The following is a 23,701-nucleotide window of genomic DNA, read 5'->3' as shown; positions in this document are numbered from 1 at the left end:
TGCGCTTCAACAGCCCGGACAGCTGGAGCCCCTTTGGGCCGGGCATTATCAACAGCTATGCCTATTGCCTGGGAGACCCAATAAACAGGAGGGATAATAATGGCCATATCTCTACAAGACTGATAACGGCAATCCCTTTCAAACCTCTCAAGAATTTCCTCTTAATTAGAAAAATCCGCTCACTTGAAGAGTCAGCAGAAAAAATGCTCTTCACCAACAAAAACAAACAACTAAAAAACATTCTAATAAATGGAATAGCCAACTCCGAGTATTCCAAGCGCCAAAAATCCAGGACACTGGAACAGCTTTCCCAGTCTGTTATCCTCAAGCACAACTTGCCACAAACCAACCTCCCATTGCCGATCCAGCGCGAGCTCGAACTGCTCAAGCGCGAGCCCGAGCCCGAACTAATACAGGGCTCCCCACAGTGGGTTGAGGACAGAGTCGGAAAACTGCAACAGGTCGCTAATCGAGAGAAGCCCTCAACGCAATGGAACGAAGATTTTGAGCAAATCATGGAAAATGACGGGCGCACTTGGATTAACGCCAGAGTCCTGTCAACCTTCAAGGACAACGATATAAGCTCAATAAGAAATGCGTTAAATGGTCCTGAGGTGTTTAACGCAGAATACATGAAACTGATCCTTAAAATTCAGCGCCTGAGGCGCAGCCTCTGAGGGCTTGTGGCTACCTCGCGCCGAAAACTCCCAGCCAGGTGACAAGCCGCCAAACATACCCGCATATCTGGCGAGCCTTTTACCGGCAACCTGACCGATATCAACCGTCTGGAAATCATCCACACCTGGAAGTTTGCCCGTGGTGATCGGCTTTCGAGCAATTGAACGAGAGCGGCGTACCTCGCCCAACTGCATGCAGTGAGCGGGTCGGGCCGCCAGGCTGGCCAGCACAAACCCGACATTAGCCATTGGCAGCAGGGCCTTGCCAGGTCCGGGCGAGGAGGAAAACCTAACTGTTCTGTCTGTAGCACCCGACGATGGCCGCCCGCACAATGCCTGACGATGCCAACCCAGGTGTACGTCATGTCGACTGTTGAAAAGCAATTGCTTTGTCGCTATCACTACGACCCCTTGGACAAACTGGTCGGCCAGCAGGTGCCAGGCCAACCCGACCTGCAGCGCTTCTACTGTCGGCACCGCCTGGCCACCGAAATCCAGGGCGCCCTGCGGTATTCACTGGTCCAGCAAGCAGACTTGCTCCTGGCTCAACAGAGCCAGCCAGGCGAGACGCGCCTGTTGGCAACCGACCAGCAGCGCTCGATCCTGCACACGCTCGACAGCGCGGGTGAACGCAACCCCGTGGCCTATTCAGCCTATGGTCATCGCCCTGCGGAAAACGGTCTGTTGAGTCTGCTCGGTTTCAACGGCGAACGCCCGGATCCCATAACGGGCCATTATCTACTGGGTAATGGCTACCGGGCTTTCAACCCAGTGCTGATGCGCTTCAACAGCCCGGACAGCTGGAGCCCCTTTGGGCCGGGCATTATCAACAGCTATGCCTATTGCCTGGGAGACCCAATAAACAGGAGGGATGATAATGGCCATTTACCAGTAAAATGGATAATGAGAATTCCTTTCAGGAAAATTAAACTTCATTTTTTAAGCAAGAAAATCAATCGCGCAACTACAGATACAATCCACACATTCCACACGTATAAAATATCCGCAGATGAACAACTACAGAAGCTTATTAACGAAGGTATACCCGGCGCCTTTGAGAGCGCCCACCGAGGAATATCTCTTCAGGATTTAGCCGCGAATAAATTTTTTCTAACCCATCGGGCATATGGGGACCAACTTGAAAAAACATCTGTGCCCATACCGGAGAAAATTATTGCGCTGATTGAAGCGACTAGACACAAATACAGCAACTACAAGGGTTCTGACAACTGGGTAAAAGGCAAAGTCTATCGTCTACAGTCACACCTAGTAAAAGACCAGCCACGCCAACCTGCAAAAACATGGTCCTTGCGACTCCAAGATCTCCTAGACTCTCCTGAAACAACCAGTTCCATGATTAATGACGTCAGCGCACAAGACATTGAGTGGATAGCCCAAAACCTATCAACTCCAGATCGCGTCCCCTACGATGAAGCGGTGAAGAGGTTCAATCAGCTGCATGAGCTGAGAAATAAAGTGCGCGGTCCTCGACAACGAGGTTAACGTCTATAAAACACATTCCTTCGAGGCGCGCGCCCTTGTCAGCTCGACAAGGCGGAACCTACCGGCCCGCGCACTGCTTGCCGGCCATGCCGCTGACACCGCTTGTCAGCCGACCCGCCCAGCGCCACACTAGCGCCTATGAAAAACGTCAGCCCCACCTATCTCAAGCATCACTTCCTGATTGCCATGCCGCACATGGCCGATCCGAATTTTGCCCACACCTTGACCTACATCGTCGAGCACACGGCCAATGGGGCCATGGGGCTGGTAATCAATCGCCCGCAGGAATTGAACCTGGCGGACATCCTGGAGCAGTTGCGCCCCGAGGTCGAACCGCCACTCTTGTGCCAGCACGTGCCGATTTTCATCGGCGGCCCGGTGCAGACTGACCGCGGTTTCGTGCTCCACCCGTCGGGCCCCAAATACCAGGCCACCGTGGACCTGGACGGGGTGTCACTGTCCACCTCCCAGGACGTGCTGTTCGCCATCGCCGACGGCGTCGGCCCGGAAAAAAGCCTGATCGCCCTCGGCTATGCCGGTTGGGAACCCGGGCAACTGGAAGCCGAACTGGCCGACAACGCCTGGCTGACCTGCCCGTTCGACGCCGATATCCTGTTCAACACCAGCAGCGAACTGCGCCTGGAAGCGGCGGCCAGCCGGCTGGGGGTCAACCTCAGCCTGCTCACCAGCCAGGCAGGACACGCCTGATGGCGCTGCGCTTGCTGCTGGGCTTCGATTACGGCACCAAACAGATCGGCGTCGCGGTCGGCCAGGTCATTACCGGCCAGGCCCGTGAGCTGTGCACCTTGAAGGCACAGAATGGCGTTCCGGACTGGAACCAGGTCGAAGCGCTGATCAAGGAGTGGAAACCCGACGCCGTGGTGGTCGGCCTGCCGCTGAATATGGACGGCACGCCCAGCGACATGTGCCTGCGCGCCGAAAAGTTCGCCCGCCGGCTCAATGGCCGCTACAACCTGCCCTTCTATACCCATGACGAACGCCTGACCACCTTCGAGGCCAAGGGCGAGCGCCTGGTGCGCGGTGGGCAGAAAGGCAGTTACCGCGACAACCCGGTGGACGCCATCGCCGCCGCCCTGCTGTTGCAAGGCTGGCTCGACGCCAACGCCGCCCTGTTCGAAACCTGATTTTTTACAAAGCGCCGCCAAGGCGCTTTCTTTTAGCGATAAGCCGCGCCGCTCACCACCGGCGCGGGAACCTGAAGGAGCCAGCATGAGCCTGCCCAATCCTGCCGAACTGATCAGCCAGATGGCGATTCGTCTCAAGGCACACCTGGAACACCGCGGCATCAGCGACCCGCGCTACATCGGCATTCGCACCGGGGGTGTCTGGGTCGCCCAGGCCTTGCTCGAAGCACTGGGCAGCCAATCACCACTGGGCACCCTGGACGTGTCCTTCTACCGCGACGACTTCAGCCAGAACGGCCTGCACCCGCAAGTGCGCCCCTCGGCCCTGCCGTTCGAGATCGAAGGTCAGCACCTGGTGCTGATCGACGATGTGCTGATGAGCGGCCGGACCATCCGCGCCGCCATGAACGAACTGTTCGACTACGGCCGCCCGGCCAGCGTGACGCTGGTGTGCCTGCTGGACCTGGACGCCGCCGAGCTGCCGATCCGGCCGAACGTGGTCGGCGCGACGCTGACGCTGGCCGCCCATGAGCGGGTCAAGCTCTCCGGGCCGTCGCCACTGCAACTCGAACTGCAAGACCTTGCCCTTTAACTGCCCTTGTAAGAGTCCATCGCGATGACGCCTCTCGAAACCAAGCGCCCGCTGCAGCTCAACGATCAGGGCCAGCTGCGGCACTTCCTGTCCCTCGACGGCCTGCGCCGCGAGCTGTTGACGGAAATCCTCGACACTGCCGACTCGTTCCTCGAAGTCGGCGCCCGGGCGGTGAAGAAAGTCCCGTTGCTGCGCGGCAAGACCGTGTGCAACGTGTTCTTCGAAAACTCCACCCGCACCCGCACCACCTTCGAACTGGCGGCCCAGCGGCTGTCGGCGGACGTGATCACCCTCAACGTGTCCACGTCCTCGGCGAGCAAGGGCGAAACCCTGCTCGACACCCTGCGCAACCTCGAAGCCATGGCCGCCGACATGTTCGTCGTGCGCCACGGTGATTCCGGCGCCGCGCACTTCATTGCCGAGCACGTCTGCCCACAGGTGGCGATCATCAACGGCGGCGACGGCCGTCACGCCCACCCGACCCAGGGCATGCTGGACATGCTGACCATCCGTCGACACAAGGGCAGCTTCGAAAACCTGTCGGTGGCCATCGTCGGCGACATCCTGCACTCGCGGGTGGCCCGTTCGAACATGCTGGCCCTCAAGACCCTCGGCTGCCCGGACATCCGCGTGATCGCGCCGAAGACCCTGCTGCCCATCGGCGTCGAGCAATACGGCGTGAAGGTCTACACCGACATGACCGAAGGCCTCAAGGATGTGGACGTGGTGATCATGCTGCGCCTGCAACGCGAACGCATGACCGGCGGCTTGCTGCCCAGCGAAGGCGAGTTCTACCGCCTGTTCGGCCTGACCACCGCCCGTTTGGCCGGGGCCAAGCCGGACGCCATCGTCATGCACCCGGGACCGATCAACCGCGGCGTGGAAATCGAATCAGCGGTGGCTGACGGGCCACACTCAGTGATCCTCAACCAGGTGACCTACGGCATCGCCATCCGCATGGCCGTGCTGTCCATGGCCATGAGCGGGCAAACGGCCCAGCGCCAATTCGACCAGGAGAACGCCCAGTGAAGCTCAGCATTCTCGGCGCACGCGTGATCGATCCAGCCAGTGGCCTGGATCAAGTGACTGATATCCATATCGATGCCTGCAAGATCGTCGCCCTGGGCGCCGCTCCGGTCGGCTTCGTGGCCGTCGAGGTCCTCGACGCCCATGGCCTGGTGGCCGCCCCTGGCCTGGTGGACCTGAACGTCGCCCTGCGCGAACCGGGCTACAGCCGCAAAGGCAGCATCGTCAGCGAAACCCGGGCCGCCGCCGCCGGGGGCGTGACCAGCCTGTGCTGTCCGCCGCAGACCAAACCGGTGCTGGACACCTCGGCCGTCGCCGAACTGATCCTCGACCGTGCCCGCGAGGCCGGCAACACCAAGGTCTTCCCGATTGGCGCACTGAGCAAGGGCCTGGACGGCGAGCAACTGGCCGAGCTCATCGCCCTGCGCGACGCCGGTTGCGTGGCGTTCGGCAACGGCCTGAACAGTTTCCGCAACACCCGTACCCTGTGCCGCGCCCTGGAATACGCGGCGACCTTCGGCCTGACGGTGATCTTCAACTCCCAGGACCACGACCTGGCCGAAGGTGGCCTGGCCCACGAAGGCCCGACCGCCAGTTTCCTCGGCCTGCCGGGCATCCCGGAAACCGCCGAAACCGTGGCCCTGGCCCGGGACCTGCTGTTGGTCGAGCAAAGCGGCGTGCGCGCGCACTTCAGCCAACTGACCAGTGCTCGCGGTGCGGCACTGATCGCCCAGGCCCAGGCCCGCGGCTTGCCGGTGACCGCCGATGTGGCGCTGTACCAGTTGATCCTGACCGACGAAGCACTGATCGATTTCAACAGCGTCTACCACGTCCAGCCGCCACTGCGCACCCGCGCCGACCGCGATGGCCTGCGCGAGGCGGTGAAATCCGGGGTGATCTCGGCCATCTCCAGCCACCACCAACCCCATGAGCGCGATGCCAAGCTGGCACCGTTCGGCGCCACCGAGCCGGGCATCAGCAGTGTCGAACTGCTGTTACCGCTGGCGCTGACGCTGGTGGAAGACGGCTTGTTGGACCTGCCGACCCTGCTGGCACGCCTGAGCGACGGCCCGGCCCAGGCACTGCAATTGCCGGCGGGGAAACTGGCGGTGGGCGCAGCGGCGGACCTGGTGCTGTTCGACCCCGCCGCGTCTACCGTGGCCGGTGAAGCCTGGCGCTCCAAGGGTGACAACTGCCCGTTCATCGGCCATAGCCTGCCGGGTGCGGTGCGTTACACCCTGATGGATGGGCGGATTACCCACCAGGCCTGATACCGCGCCGCGCCTATCGCGAGCAAGCTCGCTCCCACAGGTGGATCTTTGGTGAACACATGATGTGTGAACACCTCAATCCAGTGTGGGAGCGAGCTTGCTCGCGATGCAGGCGACCAGGTCTTACTGAAAAGCCCCACGCTTCTGCGCATTACGGATCGACACCTGATCATTCAGCGTCCAGAAGTCATATAGCACCCCCAGGAAAAATACCCCGCCAGTCAGCAAGTAAAGGATCCCGCTGAGCCATTTGCCCTGGTACATGCGGTGTACGCCCAGCACCCCGAGAAACGTCAGCAGAATCCACGCCACGCTGTACTCGATAGGCCCCGGGGTAAACCGCAGGTCCGCTTCGCGATCCATGGCCGGGATCAGGAACAGGTCGATCAGCCAACCAATGCCCAGCAGGCCGAAGGTGAAGAACCAGATCGTGCCCGTGACCGGCTTGCCGTAATAGAAACGGTGGGCGCCGGTAAAACCGAAAATCCACAGCAGATACCCAATGACTTTGCTGTGGGTATCGTGGCTGGCGTTCTGCTGATAGCTGTTCATGAATGGCCTCTTTTGCCTCGATAGATAAATTTTTTCGGAGTTTTTGTGACTTTTTCGTGTCCAGCCGACAAGCGGTCCTGGGCGATTCGAACCGGCGAAAGCCCCGTGATATAGGGGTTCTGTCGGACAATCAGGTCAACTTGTCGCATTTCGCCGGTTTTTTCGCTGCGTTTCGAATCGACAAACGGCCTCGGAATGGCAAAAAAAGCTGTTATAAAGTTGCGCGCCAACCTTTAAGAGCCTTGCCTAATGCGTCCATTTTTCAAGACATGGCTAACCATTTGCCTATTATTGCCACTGGCCGCCCACGCCACCAATCGTGAGCAACGTCTTCCCAACGTCAACGGCTATACCCCGAAATCCCATGTCTCTGCCTCCTTGAGCAAGGACAAGCCAAGCGCCCAGCGCGTGAGCACGACCAACAGCAAGCTGGTCCCGCCGATGGCGACCAAAGCGAGCAGCAATGTGTTGAGTCGCGCCGTGAATGTACTGGGCACACCTTATCGTTGGGGCGGCAGTAGCCCAAGTAAAGGTTTCGATTGCAGCGGACTGGTGAAATACGCCTTCAACGACGCCACCTTCGACCTGCCGCGCACCTCCAACGCCATGGCCGCCGGTCATGGCGAGAAAGTCGAGCGCAAGGACCTCAAGCCCGGTGACCTGATCTTCTTCAAGCTCAAGAGCCGCCGGGTCAACCACGTGGCCATCTACCTGGGCAACGACCGCTTCATCCACGCCCCGCGCCGTGGCAAGTCGGTGAGCATCGACACCTTGAACAAACCGTACTGGAACACCCATTACGTGGTGGCCAAGCGCGTGCTGCCGAAAGAGCCGGGTGCGATGCGCGTGGTTCAGCGCTGATCTGAAGCGCTCACCGGCCCCCTGTGGCGAGGGGATTTATCCCCGTTGGGCTGCGAAGCAGCCCCAAATGGCCAGCCTGAAATAAAGGTGAAAGCCTTATATTGTTGGGGGGCGCTTCGCGCCCCAGCGGGGATAAATCCCCTCGCCACAGATAAATCCCCTCGCCACAGATACCCCCCCGCCATAGGTCACACCGCTTGCCCCTCTAGAAATTATCCGGCGTACGCGCCCGCTCCCGCGCATGTTCGCGGCTGATCAAGCCTTTGTTCACCAGTTCCTTCAGGCACATATCCAGAGTCTGCATTCCCAGCGAACCCCCCGTCTGGATGGCCGAGTACATCTGCGCCACCTTGTCTTCACGGATCAGGTTCCGAATGGCCGAGGTGCCCAGCATGATTTCATGCGCCGCGATCCGGCCGCCGCCGATCTTCTTGACCAGCGTCTGGGAAATCACCGCCTGCAGTGATTCCGACAGCATCGAACGAACCATGGACTTCTCGTCGCCGGGGAACACGTCCACCACCCGGTCAATGGTCTTGGCCGCCGATGTGGTGTGCAGGGTGCCAAACACCAGGTGCCCGGTTTCCGCGGCTGTCAGCGCCAGGCGAATGGTCTCCAGGTCGCGCATCTCCCCCACCAGGATCACGTCCGGGTCCTCCCGCAGGGCCGAACGCAGGGCCGTGGAGAAACCCTGGGTGTCGCGGTGCACCTCACGCTGGTTGATCAGGCATTTGCGCGGTTCGTGAACGAATTCGATAGGGTCTTCGATGGTGAGGATGTGATGGTGCTTGTGGCTGTTCAAGTAATCGATCATGGCCGCCAATGTGGTGGACTTGCCTGAACCGGTCGGCCCGGTCACCAACACCAGTCCGCGAGGCGCCTCGGTCACTTTGCGAAATACCTCGCCCATCCCCAGGTCTTCCATGGTCAGGACTTTCGACGGAATGGTCCGAAACACGGCCCCCGCACCGCGATTCTGGTTGAAGGCGTTGACCCGGAACCGCGCCACGCCCGGCACATCGAAGGAAAAATCGGTCTCCAGAAACTTTTCGTAATCTACCCGTTGCCGGTCGTTCATGATGTCGTAGATCAGTTCATGAACCTGCTTGTGGTCCAATGCCGGCAGGTTGATGCGCCTGACATCGCCATCGACGCGGATCATCGGTGGCAGCCCGGCGGACAGGTGCAGGTCCGACGCGCCCTGCTTGGCGCTGAACGCCAGTAACTCAGTGATATCCATAGCGCTCCTCAATTCCAGTAGAATGCCGCGAACCTCACCGCTGGCGCTTCTTTATGTCCACGATAGCAGACAACATCGCTCAGGTTAGTTCGCGCATCCGCGCTGCGGAGCAGGCCGCCCAGCGTGCCGAACACAGTGTTCAGCTGCTGGCCGTGAGCAAGACCAAGCCCGTCCAGGCCCTGCGCGAAGCCTATGCCGCCGGCCTGCGGGACTTCGGCGAGAACTACCTGCAAGAAGCCTTGGGCAAACAGCTCGAACTGACCGACCTGCCCTTGATCTGGCACTTCATCGGCCCCATTCAATCGAACAAGACGCGCGCTATCGCCGAACATTTCGACTGGGTGCATTCCGTGGATCGCTTGAAAATTGCACAGCGTCTGTCCGAGCAGCGTCCGGCCGACTTGCCACCGCTGAACATCTGCATTCAGGTCAACGTCAGCGGTGAAGCCAGCAAATCCGGCTGCACCCCAGCGGACCTGCCCGCCCTGGCCAGCGCTATCAGCGCCCTGCCCCGCCTGAAACTGCGCGGATTGATGGCGATTCCCGAACCCACCGAAGACCGCGCCGCCCAGGATGCTGCCTTCGCCGCGGTCCAACGCTTGCAAGCCAGCCTGGCGCTACCGCTGGACACCCTTTCCATGGGCATGAGCCACGACCTTGAGTCAGCGATTGCCCAAGGCGCCACCTGGGTGCGCATCGGAACGGCCCTGTTCGGTGCCCGCGACTACGGTCAATCCTGAAACATGGCCGACTCATCTCTTTATAAGGACCTGTCATGAGCAACACGCGTATTGCCTTCATCGGCGCCGGCAATATGGCCGCCAGCCTGATCGGCGGCCTGCGGGCCAAGGGCCTGGACGCTTCCCTGATCCGCGCCAGCGATCCGGGTGAAGAGACCCGCAACCGGGTGAGCCGCGAACACGGCATCCAAACCTTCGCCGACAACGCCCAGGCCATCGACGGCGCGGACGTCATCGTGCTGGCGGTCAAGCCGCAAGCGATGAAAACCGTCTGCGCGGCCCTGCGCCCAAGCCTCAAGCCTCATCAACTGGTGGTGTCGATTGCCGCCGGCATCACGTGCGCCAGCATGAACAACTGGCTCGGCGAGCAGCCGATCGTACGCTGCATGCCCAACACCCCGGCACTGCTGCGCCAGGGCGTCAGCGGCCTGTTCGCTACTTCCCAAGTGTCCGCCGCACAACGCCAGCAGGCCGAGGAACTGCTGTCGGCTGTCGGCCTGGCACTGTGGCTGGACACCGAACAGCAATTGGACGCCGTCACCGCCGTCTCCGGCTCAGGCCCGGCGTACTTTTTCCTGCTGATCGAAGCCATGACCGCCGCCGGCGAGAAACTCGGCCTGCCCCGGGAAACCGCCGCCCAGCTGACCTTGCAGACCGCACTCGGCGCCGCACACATGGCTGTCTCCAGCGACGTCGACGCGGCCGAGCTGCGCCGCCGCGTGACCTCACCGGCCGGCACCACCGAAGCGGCCATCAAATCGTTCCAGGCCGGGGGCTTCGAAGCCCTGGTGGAAAAAGCACTCGGCGCCGCCGCGCACCGCTCGGCCGAAATGGCCGAACAACTGGGCCAATAAGGAGTTATTCATGATTGGATTGAACACTGCAGCGGTCTACGTGCTGCAAACCCTCGGCAGCCTGTACCTGCTGATCGTGCTGCTGCGTTTCGTGCTGCAACTGGTGCGCGCGAACTTCTACAACCCGCTCTGCCAGTTCATCGTCAAGGCCACCCAGCCGCTGCTCAAGCCACTGCGCCGGATCATCCCAAGCGTGTTCGGCCTGGACATGTCCTCGCTGGTACTGGCGATCCTGGTGCAACTGGCGCTGATGGCCCTGACCCTGCTGCTGACCTACGGCACCACCGGCAACCCGTTGCAACTGCTGATCTGGTCGCTCATTGGCGTGACCGCGCTGTTCCTGAAGATTTTCTTCTTCGCCATGATCATCAGCGTGATCCTGTCGTGGGTCGCGCCGGGCAGCCATAACCCAGGTGCCGAACTGGTCAACCAGATCTGCGAACCGGCCCTGGCACCGTTCCGTCGTATCGTGCCGAACCTTGGCGGCCTGGATATCTCGCCGATCCTGGCGTTCATGGTGCTCAAGCTGATCGACATGCTGGTGATCAACAACCTGGCGGCGATCACCATGATGCCGGAAATCCTGCGCCTGCTGATCTGACCCCGGTGAGCTACTTTCGCTGGGATGGCGACGACCTGATCCTGGAGTGTCACCTGCAACCGGCAGCCCGCAGCGATGATTTCGCCGGGCTGCACGGTGACCGCCTGAAGATCCGCCTCACCGCCCCGCCGGTCGAGGGCAAGGCCAACGCCTACCTGATGGCGTTCCTGGCCAAGGCGTTTGGCGTGTCCAAGAGCCAGGTCAGCCTGATCAGTGGCGAGTTGAACCGGCAGAAGCGGGTGCGGATTCATTCGCCGAAGAAGCTGCCGGAGTTGCCTGGGCTAACACGCACTTGATCGGTTAGCGCCGGAACCTTGTGGCAAGGGGATTTATCCCCGCTGGGCTGCGAAGCGGCCCTAAAAGCAGCGACTCAATCAACCTGACACACCGAGATGCCAGCTTCAGGGGCTGCTGCGCAGCCCAACGGGGATAAATCCCCTCGCCACAGAGAAATCCCACCTGGCCACAGAGAAATATCCTCACCACAGATAAATCTTCCGGCGACTGGTTTGCGGTGGGCCAAAAAATCCGTCCCGCGCCTTTGCTTGCCGCCTGCCACAGCGGTCTTTAGACTTACGCCTCATTTCAACGCGAGCAGGGTCGATGCCAGCTGCCTTTCCCCCCGATTCCGTTGGTCTGGTGACGCCGCAAATGGCGCATTTCAGCGAGCCCCTGGCCCTGGCCTGCGGCCGTTCGTTGCCAGCCTATGACCTGATCTACGAAACCTACGGCACCCTCAATGCCACGGCGAGCAATGCCGTGCTGATTTGCCACGCCTTGTCGGGGCATCACCACGCCGCCGGCTACCACAGCGTCGACGACCGCAAGCCCGGCTGGTGGGACAGCTGCATCGGCCCGGGCAAGCCCATCGATACCAGCAAGTTCTTCGTGGTCAGCCTGAATAACCTGGGCGGCTGCAACGGCTCCACCGGCCCCAGCAGCCTCAACCCGGACACCGGCAAACCTTTCGGTGCCGATTTCCCGGTGCTGACCGTGGAAGACTGGGTCCACAGCCAGGCACGCCTGGCCGATCGCCTCGGGATCGGCCAGTGGGCAGCCGTGATCGGCGGCAGCCTGGGGGGCATGCAAGCCCTGCAGTGGACCATCACCTACCCGGACCGCGTGCGCCACTGCCTGGCAATCGCCTCGGCGCCCAAGCTGTCGGCGCAGAACATCGCCTTCAACGAAGTGGCGCGCCAGGCGATCCTCACCGACCCCGAGTTCCACGGCGGCTCGTTCCAGGAGCACGGCGTGATCCCCAAGCGCGGGCTGATGCTGGCGCGGATGGTCGGGCACATCACCTACCTGTCCGACGACTCCATGGGCGAGAAATTCGGCCGTGGCCTCAAGAGCGAAAAGCTCAACTACGACTTCCACAGCGTCGAGTTCCAGGTCGAGAGCTACCTGCGTTATCAGGGTGAAGAGTTCTCCGGGCGTTTCGACGCCAACACCTACCTGTTGATGACCAAGGCGCTGGACTACTTCGATCCGGCGGCGAACTTCGACGATAACCTGGCGAAAACCTTCGCCAATGCCACCGCCAAGTTCTGCGTGATGTCGTTCACCACCGACTGGCGCTTCTCCCCGGCGCGCTCGCGGGAGCTGGTGGACGCGCTGATGGCCGCGCGCAAGGACGTCTGCTACCTGGAAATCGACGCGCCCCAGGGTCACGACGCCTTTTTGATCCCGATCCCGCGCTACCTGCAGGCGTTCGGCAACTACATGAACCGTATAACGCTGTGAGGACGCCATGAGAGCCGATCTGGAAATCATCCAGGAATGGATCCCCGCCGGCAGCCGCGTGCTCGACCTGGGCTGCGGCAACGGCGAACTGCTGACCTGGCTGCGGGACAACAAGCAAGTCAGCGGCTACGGCCTGGAAAACGACCCGGAGAACATTGCCGAGTGCGTCGCCAAGGGCATCAACGTGATCGAGCAGGACCTGGACAAGGGCCTGGGCAACTTTGCTAGCAACAGCTTCGACATCGTGGTCATGACCCAGGCGCTGCAAGCAGTGCACTATCCGGACAAGATCCTCGACGAAATGCTGCGGGTCGGACGCCAGTGCATCATCACCTTCCCCAACTTTGGCCATTGGCGTTGCCGCTGGTACCTGGCGAGCAAGGGCCGCATGCCGGTCTCGGAGTTCCTGCCCTACACCTGGTACAACACGCCGAACATCCACTTCTGCACCTTTGAGGATTTCGAAGCGCTGTGCCGCGAGCGTGAAGCCAAGGTCATCGATCGCCTGGCCGTGGACCAGCAGCACCGCCACGGGTGGGCCAGCAAGCTATGGCCTAATCTGTTAGGTGAAATAGGCATCTATCGGGTCAGCAGCCCAGGCCTTACCGATTATCAGGTCGCGGTGTGAGCCCCGGCCTCACCAGGAGCACGACATGAACCGTCTAGCGTTGTTTCTCATCACCGCTTGCCTGAGCGTTAGCGCCATGGCCGCCGATGTCATCAAGGGCGAGCGCAAGGAAGTGTTCGGTGACGTCACCGTGCACTACAACACGTTCAACTCCACCTTCCTGACGCCGGATATCGCCAAGGCTGCCGAGCTGATTCGCAGCAAGCAACAAGGCGTGATCAACATCTCGGTGCTCAAGGATGGCAAGCCCTTGATGGCCCAGGTCAGCGGCACGGTGAAAGACCTCACCAGCCAGAGCATCCCGCTGAAATTCAAGCAGGTGACCGAGCCAGGCGCGATCTACTACATCGCCCAATACCCAGTGCCCCAGCAGGAAACCCGCACCTTCGAGATCAAGGTGCAAACCGGCGACAAGATCAACACCCTCAACTTCAACCAGGAACTGTTCCCAGGCGAATGATGAACCTCACCCAACTCGTACTGGCCAGCCACAACGCCGGCAAGCTCAAGGAACTGCAGGCCATGCTCGGCGGATCGGTGCACTTGCGCTCGATTGGCGAGTTCAGCCAGGTGGAACCGGAAGAGACCGGCCTGTCGTTTGTCGAGAACGCCATCCTCAAGGCCCGCAATGCCGCACGCATCTCGGGCCTGCCAGCGCTGGCCGACGATTCCGGGCTGGCCGTGGACTTCCTGGGCGGCGCGCCAGGCATTTACTCGGCCCGTTACGCTGACGGCAAAGGTGACGCGGCGAACAATGCCAAGCTGCTCGACGCCCTCAAGGACGTGCCCGAAGCCGAGCGCGGCGCGCAGTTCGTGTGCGTGCTGGCCCTGGTCCGCCATGCCGATGATCCGCTGCCGATCCTCTGCGAAGGCCTGTGGCACGGGCGCATCCTCACCGAAGCCAGCGGCGAGCATGGTTTTGGCTATGACCCGTTGTTCTGGGTGCCGGAGCGCAATTGCTCCAGCGCCGAGCTGGGGCCGGTGGAAAAGAACCAACTGAGCCACCGCGCCCGTGCGATGGCCCTGCTGCGTCAACGCCTGGGCCTGCAATGATCGACGACGCTCCCACACCGCTGATTCATGGCGGTGTACAAACGCTTCGGGCGCCGCTGCCGGTGCTGCCGCCCCTGGCGTTGTACGTCCACATCCCGTGGTGCGTGCGCAAATGCCCGTATTGCGACTTCAACTCCCACACCGCCAGCCCGCAGTTGCCGGAAGAGGAATATGTCGACGCCTTGCTGGCCGACCTCGACCAGGATCTGCATGCGGTTCATGGTCGCCCGTTGAGCTCGATCTTTTTTGGTGGCGGCACCCCGAGCCTGTTCAGCGCCCAAGCCCTGGGGCGATTGCTCAAGGGGGTCGAGGCGCGGATACCTTTCGCCCAGGACATTGAAATCACCCTGGAAGCCAACCCCGGCACCTTCGAGCAAGAAAAATTCGTCGCTTACCGGGCCTTGGGCATCAATCGCCTGTCCATCGGCATCCAGAGCTTCCAGCAGGCCAAGCTCGAGGCCCTGGGACGGATCCACAAAGGTGACGAGGCGGTGCGCGCCGCCGGCATGGCCCGTCAGGCCGGGTTCGATAACTTCAACCTGGACCTGATGCATGGCCTGCCCGACCAGTCCCTCGACGACGCCCTGGGCGACCTGCGCCAAGCCATCGCCTTGAAGCCGACCCACCTGTCCTGGTATCAGCTGACGCTGGAGCCGAACACGGTGTTCTGGAACCAGCCGCCGACCTTGCCCGAAGACGACACGCTGTGGGACATCCAGGAAGCCGGGCAAGCCCTGCTGGCCGAGCACGGCTACGCCCAATACGAAGTCTCGGCCTACGCCCAACCCGGTCGGGCGGCGCGGCATAACCTCAATTATTGGAGTTTCGGCGACTTCATTGGCATCGGTGCCGGTGCCCACGGCAAGCTCAGCCATCCGGACGGGCGCATCGTACGCACTTGGAAGACCCGCCTGCCCAAGGACTATCTCAACCTGGCCAAGCGCTTCCTGGCAGGGGAAAAAACCCTGACCAACGAAGAGCTGCCGTTCGAGTTCCTGATGAACGCCCTGCGCCTGACCGAAGGCGTTGACGCTCAACTGTTTTCGCAGCGCACCGGCCTGCCCCTGCAAAGCCTGGCCGAAGGCCGGCGCGAGGCCGAACAAAGCGGGCTGTTGCAGGTCGAACCGACACGTCTGGCGGCCACCGAGCGCGGACAGCTGTTTCTCAACGACTTGCTGCAGACATTTTTGAGCTAATTACCCAAACAAGGAAATCGAATGGATCTGGTACTCGACCTGCTCGCCACCGTGTCCCGCTGGAGCCGCAGCAACCTGTCGGAAATCTCCCTGGCATTGGTAGGCTGCCTGCTGGTGTTGTTTGGTGCCGACATCAAGGGCTGGGTCGAGCAACGCCTGGGCAGCATCGCCGGCGCCTTGCGCGTCCCGTTGATCGCCCTGCTGTGCATGATCGGCAGCGGCGCGGCACTGATCTATGCCACGCCGTGGGTCGTTCGGGGCTTGAGCCAGTTCAACAACTACAGCCTGGCACCGGTGTTGTTGGTGGTGCTGGTGTTGATTGGCGTGGTGGCGGATCGGCGCTGATTCCTCCGACACCACAAAACAACTGTGGGAGCGAGCTTGCTCGCGATGGCGGCCTGACAGCAGCATTGATGCTGAATGTCATGGTCTCATCGCGAGCAAGCTCGCTCCCACAGTTTTACCGCCTGGTGTTTACGCCAACTTCTCGAACTTCAAATCCCACACCCCATGCCCAAGGCGTTCGCCACGGCGCTCGAACTTGGTGATCGGCCGTTCAGCCGGGCGCGGGACGCACTTGCCGTCTTCGGCCAAGTTGCGATAGCCCGGCGCGACATTCATCACTTCCAGCATGTATTCGGCATAGGGTTCCCAATCGGTGGCCATGTGCAGCACACCACCGACCTTCAACTTGCTGCGCACCAGCTCAGCGAACGACGCCTGGACGATACGGCGCTTGTGGTGGCGGCTTTTGTGCCAAGGGTCCGGGAAGAACAGCATCAGCCGGTCGAGGCTGTTGTCGGCCACGCAGCGGTTGAGCACTTCGATGGCGTCGCAATCGTAGACCCGCAGGTTGGTCAGTCCCTGGGTCAGTACGCCGTTGAGCAGCGCACCGACACCGGGACGGTGGACTTCCACACCGATGAAATCCTGCTCCGGCGAAGCGGCGGCCATTTCCAGCAGCGAGTGGCCCATGCCGAAGCCGATTTCCAGCGAGCGCGGGGCCGAGCGGCCGAACACCTGGTCAAAATCCACCGGCGCATCGGCAAGCGGCAGGACAAACAGCGGCGCACCCTGCTCCAGGCCGCGCTGCTGGCCTTCAGTCATGCGCCCGGCGCGCATCACGAAACTCTTGATGCGGCGGTGCTGGCGCTCTTCGCCTTCTTCCGGCAGGACCGGCGTGTCGTTCGATTCAGTCATCAATGGCTCTTACTTGATCAGACCATCCAGCGGCGAGGAGGCGCTGGCGTAAAGTTTTTTCGGCATGCGGCCAGCCAGGTACGCCAGGCGACCGGCGACAATGGCGTGCTTCATGGCTTCGGCCATTAGGATCGGCTGCTGGGCGTGGGCGATGGCGGAGTTCATCAACACCGCTTCGCAACCCAGTTCCATGGCGATGGTGGCGTCGGAGGCGGTACCGACACCGGCATCCACCAGCACCGGGATCTTGGCTTCTTCCAGGATGATCTGCAGGTTGTACGGGTTGCAGATCCCCAGGCCCGTGCCGATCAGGCCGGCCAGCGGCATGACCGCGATGCAGCCGATTTCCGCCAACTGACGGGCGATGATCGGGTCATCGCTGGTGTAGACCATCACGTCGAAACCTTCCTTGACCAGGGTTTCGGCAGCCTTGAGGGTTTCGATCACGTTGGGGAACAGGGTTTTCTGGTCCGCCAGCACTTCCAGCTTCACCAGGTTGTGGCCGTCGAGCAGTTCACGGGCCAGGCGGCAGGTGCGCACGGCCTCGATGGCGTCGAAGCAGCCGGCGGTATTCGGCAGGATGGTGTAGCGATCCGGCGGCAGGATATCCAGCAGGTTCGGTTCGCCCGGGTTCTGGCCGATGTTGGTCCGGCGCACGGCGACGGTCACGATTTCGGCGCCAGAGGCTTCGATGGCCAGGCGGGTTTCTTCCATGTCGCGGTATTTGCCGGTGCCTACCAGCAAGCGCGACTGGTAGGTACGACCGGCCAGGACGAAGGGCTTGTCGCTACGAACGATGCTCATGGGAAATCCTCTGTTGGGGTGAGGTTCTTGCGAAAGGCTGCGAAACCGAGGCGACTAGCCGCCGCCGATGGCGTGGACCACTTCGACGCTGTCGCCGTCGTTCAAGGTGGTTTCGGCGTGCTGGCTGCGCGGGACGATATCCAGATTGAGTTCCACCGCCACCCGACGCCCGGTGAGTTCCAGACGGGTCAGCAGGGCCGCAACGGTTTCGCCGTCGGGCAGATCAAGGGGTTCGCCGTTCAACTGAATGCGCATGCCGGATGCCGTCATCATTTTTAGGGGCTGGCATTCTAGCCCGATCAGTCTGGGGGACCCAAGCCCCTTGGTCAGGGAGAGCTACAAGCGGCAAGCTTCAAGCGGCAAGCTGGAGGCGCCAGGCCGCTAGCCCCAGGCAGAGCCAGCCGACCAGGAAGGCCACGCCGCCGAACGGCGTGATGATGCCCAGCTTGCTGATACCGGTGAGGGTCAGCAGATACAGGCTGCCGGAGAACAACAGGATGCCGATGACAAACGAAATCCCGGCCCAGGTGACGACGCGACCGGGAATGTGCGTAGCCAGCAGCGCAACGCCCAGCAACGCCAGGGTGTGCACCAGTTGGTAGGTGACACCGGTGTGGAAAATCGCCAGGTACTCGGCGCTCAGGCGGTTTTTCAGGCCGTGGGCGGCAAATGCTCCCAGTGCCACGCCCGTGAAGCCGAAAAAAGCAGCCAGCATCAGAAAGCTACGCAACATGGGAACTCCAGTCAGACTCGGTGGGCAGGGTCTGTATAATGGCCCGCTCGACGGGTTCGGCCAAGCCATCTCTATGCTGCGTTTACTGTTTCGACGATTCCTTAAAGCCCTGCTCTGGTTCGCCGTTGGCAGCGTTGTGCTCGTGCTGTTGTTTCGCGTGGTGCCGCCGCCGTTCACGGCGCTGATGATCGAGCGCAAGGTTGAATCCTGGTTCGGCGGCGAACCCATCGACCTGCAGCGCACCTGGCAGCCTTGGGACCAGATCTCCGATAGCCTGAAAGTGGCGGTGATTGCTGGCGAAGACCAGAAATTCCCCGAGCACTGGGGCTTCGACATCGGCGCGATCCAGGCGGCGTTCGTCCACAACGGACGTGGCGGTTCGATTCGCGGCGCCAGCACCCTCAGCCAGCAAGTGTCCAAGAACCTGTTCCTGTGGTCCGGTCGCAGCTGGCTGCGCAAAGGGCTGGAGGCTTGGTTCACCGCACTGATCGAAGTGTTCTGGCCCAAGCAGCGGATCCTTGAGGTGTACCTCAACAGTGTCGAATGGGATGACGGCGTGTTCGGGGCCGAAGCCGCAGCACGGCATCATTTTCGCGTCAGCGCCGACGCGTTGTCCCGGCAGCAGGCCAGCCTGTTGGCAGCGGTCTTGCCTAACCCGCGGAAATGGAGCGCCAGCCGGCCGAGCCCTTACGTGCTGCGCAGGGCGAGCTGGATTCGCCAGCAGATGAGCCAGTTGGGAGGCGACAGTTATTTGCTGGGGCTCAATGATTCGCGGCGAGCACCTTGGGCGCAGTAGCCACCCGCTTTATGATCGTCCCCACGCTCCGCGTGGGAATGCAGCCTGGGACGCTCCGCGTCCCCTCAAGAGCCGAACGCAGAGCGTCCGTGGAGGCATTCCCACGCGTGGGAACGATCACACAAACAAAAACGCCCCGATCATCGCTGATCGGGGCGTTTTTTAAGGCCATTGCCGCAGGTCCGCAGGTCAAGCCGCAATCGACACCTTGAGCTTGTTCATCGCGCTCTTCTCAAGCTGACGAATCCGCTCGGCCGACACGTTGTACTTCTGCGCCAGGTCGTGCAGCGTGGCTTTTTCCTCGGCCAGCCAGCGCTGGTAGAGGATGTCGCGGCTGCGCTCGTCCAACACTTCCAGGGCTTCGTGCAGGTTGGTGTTGGAGTTGTCGCTCCAGTCGGCGTCTTCCAGTTGACGCGCCGGGTCGTACCGGTGGTCTTCCAGGTAGTTGGCCGGCGATTGGAAAGCGCTGTCGTCGTCCGCTTCGGCGGCCGGGTCGAAAGCCATGTCATGACCGGTCAGGCGGCTTTCCATCTCGCGCACTTCCCGGGGTTCGACGCCCAGGCTTTCAGCCACGCGGTGGACTTCTTCGTTGTTCAGCCAGGCCAGGCGCTTCTTCTGGCTGCGCAGGTTGAAGAACAGTTTGCGCTGGGCCTTGGTGGTCGCGACTTTCACGATGCGCCAATTGCGCAGGATGAACTCGTGGATTTCCGCCTTGATCCAGTGCACGGCAAACGACACCAGGCGCACGCCCATTTCCGGGTTGAAGCGCTTGACCGCCTTCATCAGGCCGACATTGCCTTCCTGGATCAGGTCGGCCTGGGCCAGCCCGTAGCCGGAATAGCTGCGGGCGATATGTACGACAAAACGCAGGTGGGCGAGCACCATCTGCCGAGCCGCCTCAAGATCCTGCTCATAATAGAGACTCTCGGCCAGTTCACGCTCCTGCTCGGGGGTCAGCAAGGGGATGCTGTTCACCGTGTGCACATAGGCCTCCAGGTTCGCACCCGGGACCAGAGCATAAGCAGGTTGCAAAGAAGTGGTCATACGAAAAAACCTCCGACTCACATAACTCGTGCAGTTCAGCACTGCGAAAATTGACCGGGAACCGTAGGACAAGTTCCCACAAAAACCGAAAGGTCAATACGCGCAAAAAAACCTATTTTGGCGCAAGCTCACGCAAGTGGCGTGCGACCGCAATCCATGCACCGATATAACCCAACAGCACCGCGCCAAGCAAGAGCGACAGACCGTCGGCGACTGGCACGCCGGCCAGCGAGAAATCACTGCCGTACAAACCGGCCAGCCCCGTTACCGCATCGTTCAGCCAGTCCAGGCCGAACGCCAATACGCCCCAGGACAGAATCCCGGCACCGAAGCCATACAGCGCCCCCATATAAAGGAAGGGCCTGCGTACATAACTGTCCGTACCGCCGACGAGTTTAATCACTTCTATCTCGGTGCGGCGGTTTTCAATATGAAGACGAATGGTATTGCCTATCACCAAAAGTAATGCAGAAACCAGCAGCACCGTCAGACCGAAGACAAACCGGTCGCCGAGCTTGAGGATCGCCGCAAGACGCTCGACCCAGACTAGATCAAGTTGCGCCTGTTGTACCTTCGGCAACTCGGAAAGTCTTTGTCTTAATGCTTCAAGGGTCGGCTTGTCGACCTCATTCGGCGTCACCAGCACCACGCCCGGTAGCGGATTCTCCGGCAGTTCCTTGAGGGCTTCGCCCAGGCCGGACTGCTGCTGGAACTCCTCGAGCGCCTGTTCGCGCCCGATGTATTCGGCATCGGCCACGCCCGGCATGGCCTTGATCTGCTCGCGCAGCGCCTGGCCTTCACCGGGGCTCGCGTCCATCTGCAGGTACAGGGAAATCTGCGCCGCGCGCTGCCAGGAACCACCCAGGCGCTCGACATTGTTTAGCAATAATGACAGCCCCATGGGCAGACTCAGGGCAACCGCCATCACCATGCAGGTAAAGAAGCTGCCGATGGGCTGCTTGCCCAGGCGCCTCAGGCTGTCCAGCAGGCTGGCGCGATGGCTTTCGATCCAGGCGCGCAGCAGCGTGGCGAAGTCCGGACCGTCATCATCGTCGCGTTTTTTCTTTTGCGGCTGCGGATCGGAGGCCTTCGGGGCCACGCGTTCGGCCACTTTCGGGCTGCGAGTAGCACTCATACGCCAGCCTCCCCGTCACCAATCAGGCGTCCACGCTGCAACGTGAGCATGCGGTGACGCATACGCGCGATCAACGCCAGGTCGTGACTGGCAATCAGCACACTGGTGCCCAGGCGGTTGATGTCTTCGAACACGCCCATGATCTCCGCCGCCAGGCGCGGGTCGAGGTTACCGGTGGGCTCGTCCGCCAGCAGCAAGGCCGGGCGATGGACGATGGCACGGGCGATGCCGACGCGCTGTTGCTGACCCGTGGACAGGTCGCCCGGGTACAAGTCGGTCTTGTCCGACAGGGCCACACGCTCCAGGGCCGAGTCCACACGCTTGATGATCTCGGCCTTGGACAGGCCCAGGATCTGCAACGGCAACGCCACGTTGTTGAACACCGTGCGATCGAACAGCAACTGGTGATTCTGAAACACCACGCCGATCTGCCGCCGCAGGTAGGGGATCTGGGCGTTGCTGATGGTGCTCAGGTCCTGGCCGGCCAGCAGCAGTTTGCCGGTGGAGGGCCGCTCCATCGCCAGCAGCAGGCGCAGCAAGGTACTTTTACCGGCGCCAGAATGGCCGGTGACAAACAGAAACTCGCCCCGACGCACCCGAAAGCTCAGCTCATGCAAGCCGACGTGACCGTTCGGATAGCGTTTACGGACCTGTTCGAAACGAATCATGAATGCTCCCGTTCGGCAAACAGTGCCTGGACAAAGGGCTCGGCTTCAAAGGTGCGCAAGTCGTCGATGCCTTCACCCACGCCGATATAGCGAATGGGCAGGCCGAACTGCTTGGCCAGGGCGAAAATCACCCCGCCCTTGGCGGTGCCGTCGAGTTTGGTCAGGGCCAGCCCGGTCAGTTCGACGGTCTGGTTGAATTGCTTGGCCTGGTTGATGGCGTTCTGTCCGGTGCCGGCGTCCAGCACCAGCAGCACCTCGTGGGGTGCGTCGGCGTCGAGCTTGCCGATCACCCGGCGCACCTTCTTCAATTCTTCCATCAGGTTGTCTTTGGTGTGCAGGCGACCGGCCGTGTCGGCGATCAGCACATCGATGCCACGGGCCTTGGCGGCCTGAACGGCGTCGAAGATCACCGACGCGGAGTCGGCGCCGGTGTGCTGGGCGATCACCGGAATCTTGTTGCGCTCGCCCCACACTTGCAGCTGTTCGACGGCGGCGGCGCGGAAGGTGTCGCCGGCGGCCAGCATGACTTTCTTGCCTTCGAGCTGCAGCTTCTTGGCCAGCTTGCCGATGGTAGTGGTCTTGCCAGCACCGTTGACACCGACGACCAGGATCACGAACGGCTTGTTCTGCGAGGCGATCACCAGCGGTTTTTCCACCGGCTTGAGCAGGCTGGTCAGCTCGCCCTGCAGGGATTTGTACAGTGCATCGGCGTCGGTCAGCTGCTTGCGCGCGACCTTCTGGGTCAGGCTCTGGATGATCACCGAGGTGGCCTCTACACCGACGTCGGCGGTCAGCAGGCGGGTCTCGATGTCTTCCAGTAATTCGTCATCAATGACTTTCTTGCCCAGGAACAGGCTGGCCATGCCTTCGCCGATGCTGGCGCTGGTCTTGGACAAGCCCTGCTTGAGGCGGGCGAAGAAGCCAACCTTGTTTTCCTCGGCGCTACGGACGGGCTCGACGGTTTCCAACAGCGCAGGTGCCGACTCGGGTGCGGCTTGCGCAACCACGGGCGCAACGACGGCGACCGGCGGCTCAACGACAGCGTCGATGACTGGCGCCTCGACAACCTGCGTCGGCGCTGGAATCGGCGGGGTGACATGCGGCGCCGCTTCCTCGACCAGCGCGACCGGCTCTTCCGCCACCGGCAAGGTCAGCCAGGGGGTTTGCTCGGCGGGCGGGGTCAGCGGCTGCTCGGCCACCGGCTCGACAACGGTCTCAGGCTCGACCGGTTGCAGCACCGGCTCGGCAATCGGCAGGACGATGGGCGTGGTTTCTTCGGCCACTGCCTCGGCGGCGGATTCAGGCAGCGGTTGTGGCTGTTCGACGATGGTTTCCTGCGACTTCTTGCGCAGCCATCCGAACAGGCCTTTTTTCTCGCCAGCCGCAGCTGGGGTCTTCTTGTCGTCGTTGGAACCAAACATGGAGGACGGCTATCTCACAGTAGCGACGCGCCACAAGGGCGCCTCGGTGATAAATATTCAATGCTGAACAGACTGCGTTTCATCCAGCTTGTTCACGCGCAACATTTTGTCGAGGCGTCCCAAGGACACCACAAAGTCGATTTTTTCGAAGGACTGGTACGGCATCATCGGCGAAAACGCCGGGATCAACGAGTAAACCCGACATTTCTCCGGGGAAC

Annotated in this window: 28 protein-coding genes and 2 pseudogenes; 20 read left to right on the top strand and 10 right to left on the bottom strand. The window is 61.5% G+C overall.

Annotation, left to right across the window (positions count from 1 at the left end; all coding sequences use genetic code 11):
* The 8 genes and pseudogenes from BT116_RS31490 to BT116_RS18525 form a co-directional block, all read left to right on the top strand.
* A pseudogene (locus tag BT116_RS31490) lies at positions 1–677 on the top strand (hypothetical protein); the annotation flags it as partial.
* A 75-nt stretch (positions 678–752) separates the two neighbouring features.
* Positions 753–842: pseudogene (locus tag BT116_RS31890) on the top strand (energy transducer TonB); the annotation flags it as partial.
* A 198-nt stretch (positions 843–1,040) separates the two neighbouring features.
* Entirely contained in the window at positions 1,041–2,180 is a 1,140-nt protein-coding gene (locus BT116_RS18550; RefSeq protein WP_072346222.1) for an RHS repeat-associated core domain-containing protein, read from the top strand.
* A 138-nt stretch (positions 2,181–2,318) separates the two neighbouring features.
* Positions 2,319–2,888, top strand: a complete 570-nt coding sequence (locus tag BT116_RS18545; RefSeq protein WP_003206472.1) for a YqgE/AlgH family protein — start codon at positions 2,319–2,321, stop codon at positions 2,886–2,888.
* Positions 2,888–3,325: a Holliday junction resolvase RuvX gene (gene ruvX, locus BT116_RS18540; protein WP_003177497.1), complete on the top strand. Its 438-nt coding sequence runs from the start codon at positions 2,888–2,890 to the stop codon at positions 3,323–3,325. The genes BT116_RS18545 and ruvX overlap by 1 nt, the downstream gene beginning before the upstream one ends.
* Before the next feature lie 85 nt (positions 3,326–3,410).
* Positions 3,411–3,917: a bifunctional pyr operon transcriptional regulator/uracil phosphoribosyltransferase PyrR gene (gene pyrR / locus BT116_RS18535; protein ID WP_003206474.1), complete on the top strand. Its 507-nt coding sequence runs from the start codon at positions 3,411–3,413 to the stop codon at positions 3,915–3,917.
* Positions 3,918–3,941: 24 nt separating this feature from the next.
* Entirely contained in the window at positions 3,942–4,946 is a 1,005-nt protein-coding gene (locus BT116_RS18530) for an aspartate carbamoyltransferase catalytic subunit (protein WP_003177495.1), read from the top strand.
* Positions 4,943–6,214: a dihydroorotase gene (locus BT116_RS18525; RefSeq protein WP_072346220.1), complete on the top strand. Its 1,272-nt coding sequence runs from the start codon at positions 4,943–4,945 to the stop codon at positions 6,212–6,214. The genes BT116_RS18530 and BT116_RS18525 overlap by 4 nt, the downstream gene beginning before the upstream one ends.
* A 123-nt stretch (positions 6,215–6,337) precedes the next feature.
* Here BT116_RS18525 and BT116_RS18520 read toward each other — a convergent pair whose 3' ends face one another.
* Positions 6,338–6,766 (bottom strand): NINE protein, encoded by a 429-nt coding sequence (locus BT116_RS18520; RefSeq protein ID WP_072346218.1) that lies wholly within the window; start codon positions 6,764–6,766, stop codon positions 6,338–6,340.
* A gap of 249 nt (positions 6,767–7,015) precedes the next feature.
* On the opposite strand from BT116_RS18520, the gene BT116_RS18515 reads away from it, so the two are divergent.
* Positions 7,016–7,627 (top strand): C40 family peptidase, encoded by a 612-nt coding sequence (locus tag BT116_RS18515; RefSeq protein WP_072346216.1) that lies wholly within the window; start codon positions 7,016–7,018, stop codon positions 7,625–7,627.
* Between the two features lie 205 nt (positions 7,628–7,832).
* Here the strand turns inward: BT116_RS18515 and BT116_RS18510 are convergent, their stop codons facing one another.
* A complete protein-coding gene (locus tag BT116_RS18510) occupies positions 7,833–8,867 on the bottom strand; it encodes a type IV pilus twitching motility protein PilT (protein ID WP_072346214.1) in 1,035 nt (344 codons plus the stop codon).
* Positions 8,868–8,920: 53 nt separating this feature from the next.
* Here BT116_RS18510 and BT116_RS18505 point away from each other — a divergent pair, with 53 nt between their 5' ends.
* The 10 genes from BT116_RS18505 (at position 8,921) to BT116_RS18460 (ending at position 16,027) form a co-directional block, all read left to right on the top strand.
* On the top strand, positions 8,921–9,607 hold the full coding sequence (locus tag BT116_RS18505) for a YggS family pyridoxal phosphate-dependent enzyme (protein ID WP_063323964.1): 687 nt from the start codon (positions 8,921–8,923) through the stop codon (positions 9,605–9,607).
* 35 nt (positions 9,608–9,642) lie between these two features.
* Positions 9,643–10,461 carry a pyrroline-5-carboxylate reductase gene (proC, locus tag BT116_RS18500; RefSeq protein ID WP_072346212.1) on the top strand — a complete coding sequence of 273 codons (819 nt, stop codon included), beginning with the start codon at positions 9,643–9,645 and terminating at the stop codon, positions 10,459–10,461.
* A gap of 10 nt (positions 10,462–10,471) precedes the next feature.
* Positions 10,472–11,062 (top strand): YggT family protein, encoded by a 591-nt coding sequence (locus BT116_RS18495; protein WP_063323962.1) that lies wholly within the window; start codon positions 10,472–10,474, stop codon positions 11,060–11,062.
* A gap of 5 nt (positions 11,063–11,067) precedes the next feature.
* Entirely contained in the window at positions 11,068–11,358 is a 291-nt protein-coding gene (locus tag BT116_RS18490) for a DUF167 domain-containing protein (RefSeq protein WP_072346210.1), read from the top strand.
* Between the two features lie 307 nt (positions 11,359–11,665).
* Positions 11,666–12,805 carry a homoserine O-succinyltransferase MetX gene (locus BT116_RS18485; RefSeq protein WP_063323960.1) on the top strand — a complete coding sequence of 380 codons (1,140 nt, stop codon included), beginning with the start codon at positions 11,666–11,668 and terminating at the stop codon, positions 12,803–12,805.
* A gap of 7 nt (positions 12,806–12,812) precedes the next feature.
* Positions 12,813–13,433 (top strand): methionine biosynthesis protein MetW, encoded by a 621-nt coding sequence (metW, locus tag BT116_RS18480; protein WP_072346208.1) that lies wholly within the window; start codon positions 12,813–12,815, stop codon positions 13,431–13,433.
* 25 nt (positions 13,434–13,458) lie between these two features.
* Positions 13,459–13,893, top strand: a complete 435-nt coding sequence (locus tag BT116_RS18475; RefSeq protein ID WP_072346206.1) for a DUF4426 domain-containing protein — start codon at positions 13,459–13,461, stop codon at positions 13,891–13,893.
* Complete coding sequence (gene rdgB, locus BT116_RS18470; RefSeq protein WP_072346204.1) at positions 13,890–14,486, top strand: RdgB/HAM1 family non-canonical purine NTP pyrophosphatase; 597 nt, start codon at positions 13,890–13,892, stop codon at positions 14,484–14,486. Before BT116_RS18475 ends, rdgB begins: the two co-directional genes overlap by 4 nt.
* Positions 14,483–15,682, top strand: a complete 1,200-nt coding sequence (hemW, locus tag BT116_RS18465; protein WP_072346202.1) for a radical SAM family heme chaperone HemW — start codon at positions 14,483–14,485, stop codon at positions 15,680–15,682. The genes rdgB and hemW overlap by 4 nt, the downstream gene beginning before the upstream one ends.
* A gap of 21 nt (positions 15,683–15,703) precedes the next feature.
* Complete coding sequence (locus BT116_RS18460; RefSeq protein WP_003177482.1) at positions 15,704–16,027, top strand: DUF3392 domain-containing protein; 324 nt, start codon at positions 15,704–15,706, stop codon at positions 16,025–16,027.
* Positions 16,028–16,156: 129 nt separating this feature from the next.
* Here BT116_RS18460 and trmB read toward each other — a convergent pair whose 3' ends face one another.
* The 4 genes from trmB to BT116_RS18440 all read right to left on the bottom strand — a co-directional run bounded on the left by trmB (position 16,157) and on the right by BT116_RS18440 (position 18,419).
* Entirely contained in the window at positions 16,157–16,882 is a 726-nt protein-coding gene (trmB, locus tag BT116_RS18455; protein ID WP_018609495.1) for a tRNA (guanosine(46)-N7)-methyltransferase TrmB, read from the bottom strand.
* Between the two features lie 9 nt (positions 16,883–16,891).
* Positions 16,892–17,686, bottom strand: coding sequence for a thiazole synthase (locus BT116_RS18450; RefSeq protein ID WP_003177480.1), 795 nt, complete (start codon positions 17,684–17,686; stop codon positions 16,892–16,894).
* Between the two features lie 54 nt (positions 17,687–17,740).
* Positions 17,741–17,941 carry a sulfur carrier protein ThiS gene (thiS, locus tag BT116_RS18445; RefSeq protein ID WP_018609493.1) on the bottom strand — a complete coding sequence of 67 codons (201 nt, stop codon included), beginning with the start codon at positions 17,939–17,941 and terminating at the stop codon, positions 17,741–17,743.
* Positions 17,942–18,038: 97 nt separating this feature from the next.
* Positions 18,039–18,419: a DUF423 domain-containing protein gene (locus BT116_RS18440; RefSeq protein WP_072346200.1), complete on the bottom strand. Its 381-nt coding sequence runs from the start codon at positions 18,417–18,419 to the stop codon at positions 18,039–18,041.
* Between the two features lie 73 nt (positions 18,420–18,492).
* On the opposite strand from BT116_RS18440, the gene mtgA reads away from it, so the two are divergent.
* Positions 18,493–19,215, top strand: coding sequence for a monofunctional biosynthetic peptidoglycan transglycosylase (gene mtgA, locus BT116_RS18435; RefSeq protein ID WP_072346198.1), 723 nt, complete (start codon positions 18,493–18,495; stop codon positions 19,213–19,215).
* A 189-nt stretch (positions 19,216–19,404) separates the two neighbouring features.
* Here mtgA and rpoH read toward each other — a convergent pair whose 3' ends face one another.
* The 4 genes from rpoH to ftsY form a co-directional block, all read right to left on the bottom strand.
* The gene (gene rpoH / locus BT116_RS18430; protein ID WP_003177476.1) at positions 19,405–20,259 is read right to left on the bottom strand and encodes an RNA polymerase sigma factor RpoH; all 855 of its coding nucleotides are present in this window, start codon (positions 20,257–20,259) and stop codon (positions 19,405–19,407) included.
* Between the two features lie 112 nt (positions 20,260–20,371).
* On the bottom strand, positions 20,372–21,394 hold the full coding sequence (gene ftsX, locus BT116_RS18425; protein ID WP_072346196.1) for a permease-like cell division protein FtsX: 1,023 nt from the start codon (positions 21,392–21,394) through the stop codon (positions 20,372–20,374).
* Positions 21,391–22,062: a cell division ATP-binding protein FtsE gene (gene ftsE, locus BT116_RS18420; protein WP_072346194.1), complete on the bottom strand. Its 672-nt coding sequence runs from the start codon at positions 22,060–22,062 to the stop codon at positions 21,391–21,393. The genes ftsX and ftsE overlap by 4 nt, the downstream gene beginning before the upstream one ends.
* Positions 22,059–23,483 carry a signal recognition particle-docking protein FtsY gene (gene ftsY, locus BT116_RS18415; RefSeq protein ID WP_072346192.1) on the bottom strand — a complete coding sequence of 475 codons (1,425 nt, stop codon included), beginning with the start codon at positions 23,481–23,483 and terminating at the stop codon, positions 22,059–22,061. Before ftsY ends, ftsE begins: the two co-directional genes overlap by 4 nt.
* Positions 23,484–23,701 lie beyond the last annotated feature (218 nt).

The sequence above is a fragment of the Pseudomonas sp. NFACC16-2 genome (genome assembly GCF_900119205.1).
GTDB lineage: Bacteria > Pseudomonadota > Gammaproteobacteria > Pseudomonadales > Pseudomonadaceae > Aquipseudomonas > Aquipseudomonas fluorescens_Q.
Note: the sequence above shows the minus strand (reverse complement) of the source record. Positions and strands in the feature narration are given on the sequence as shown.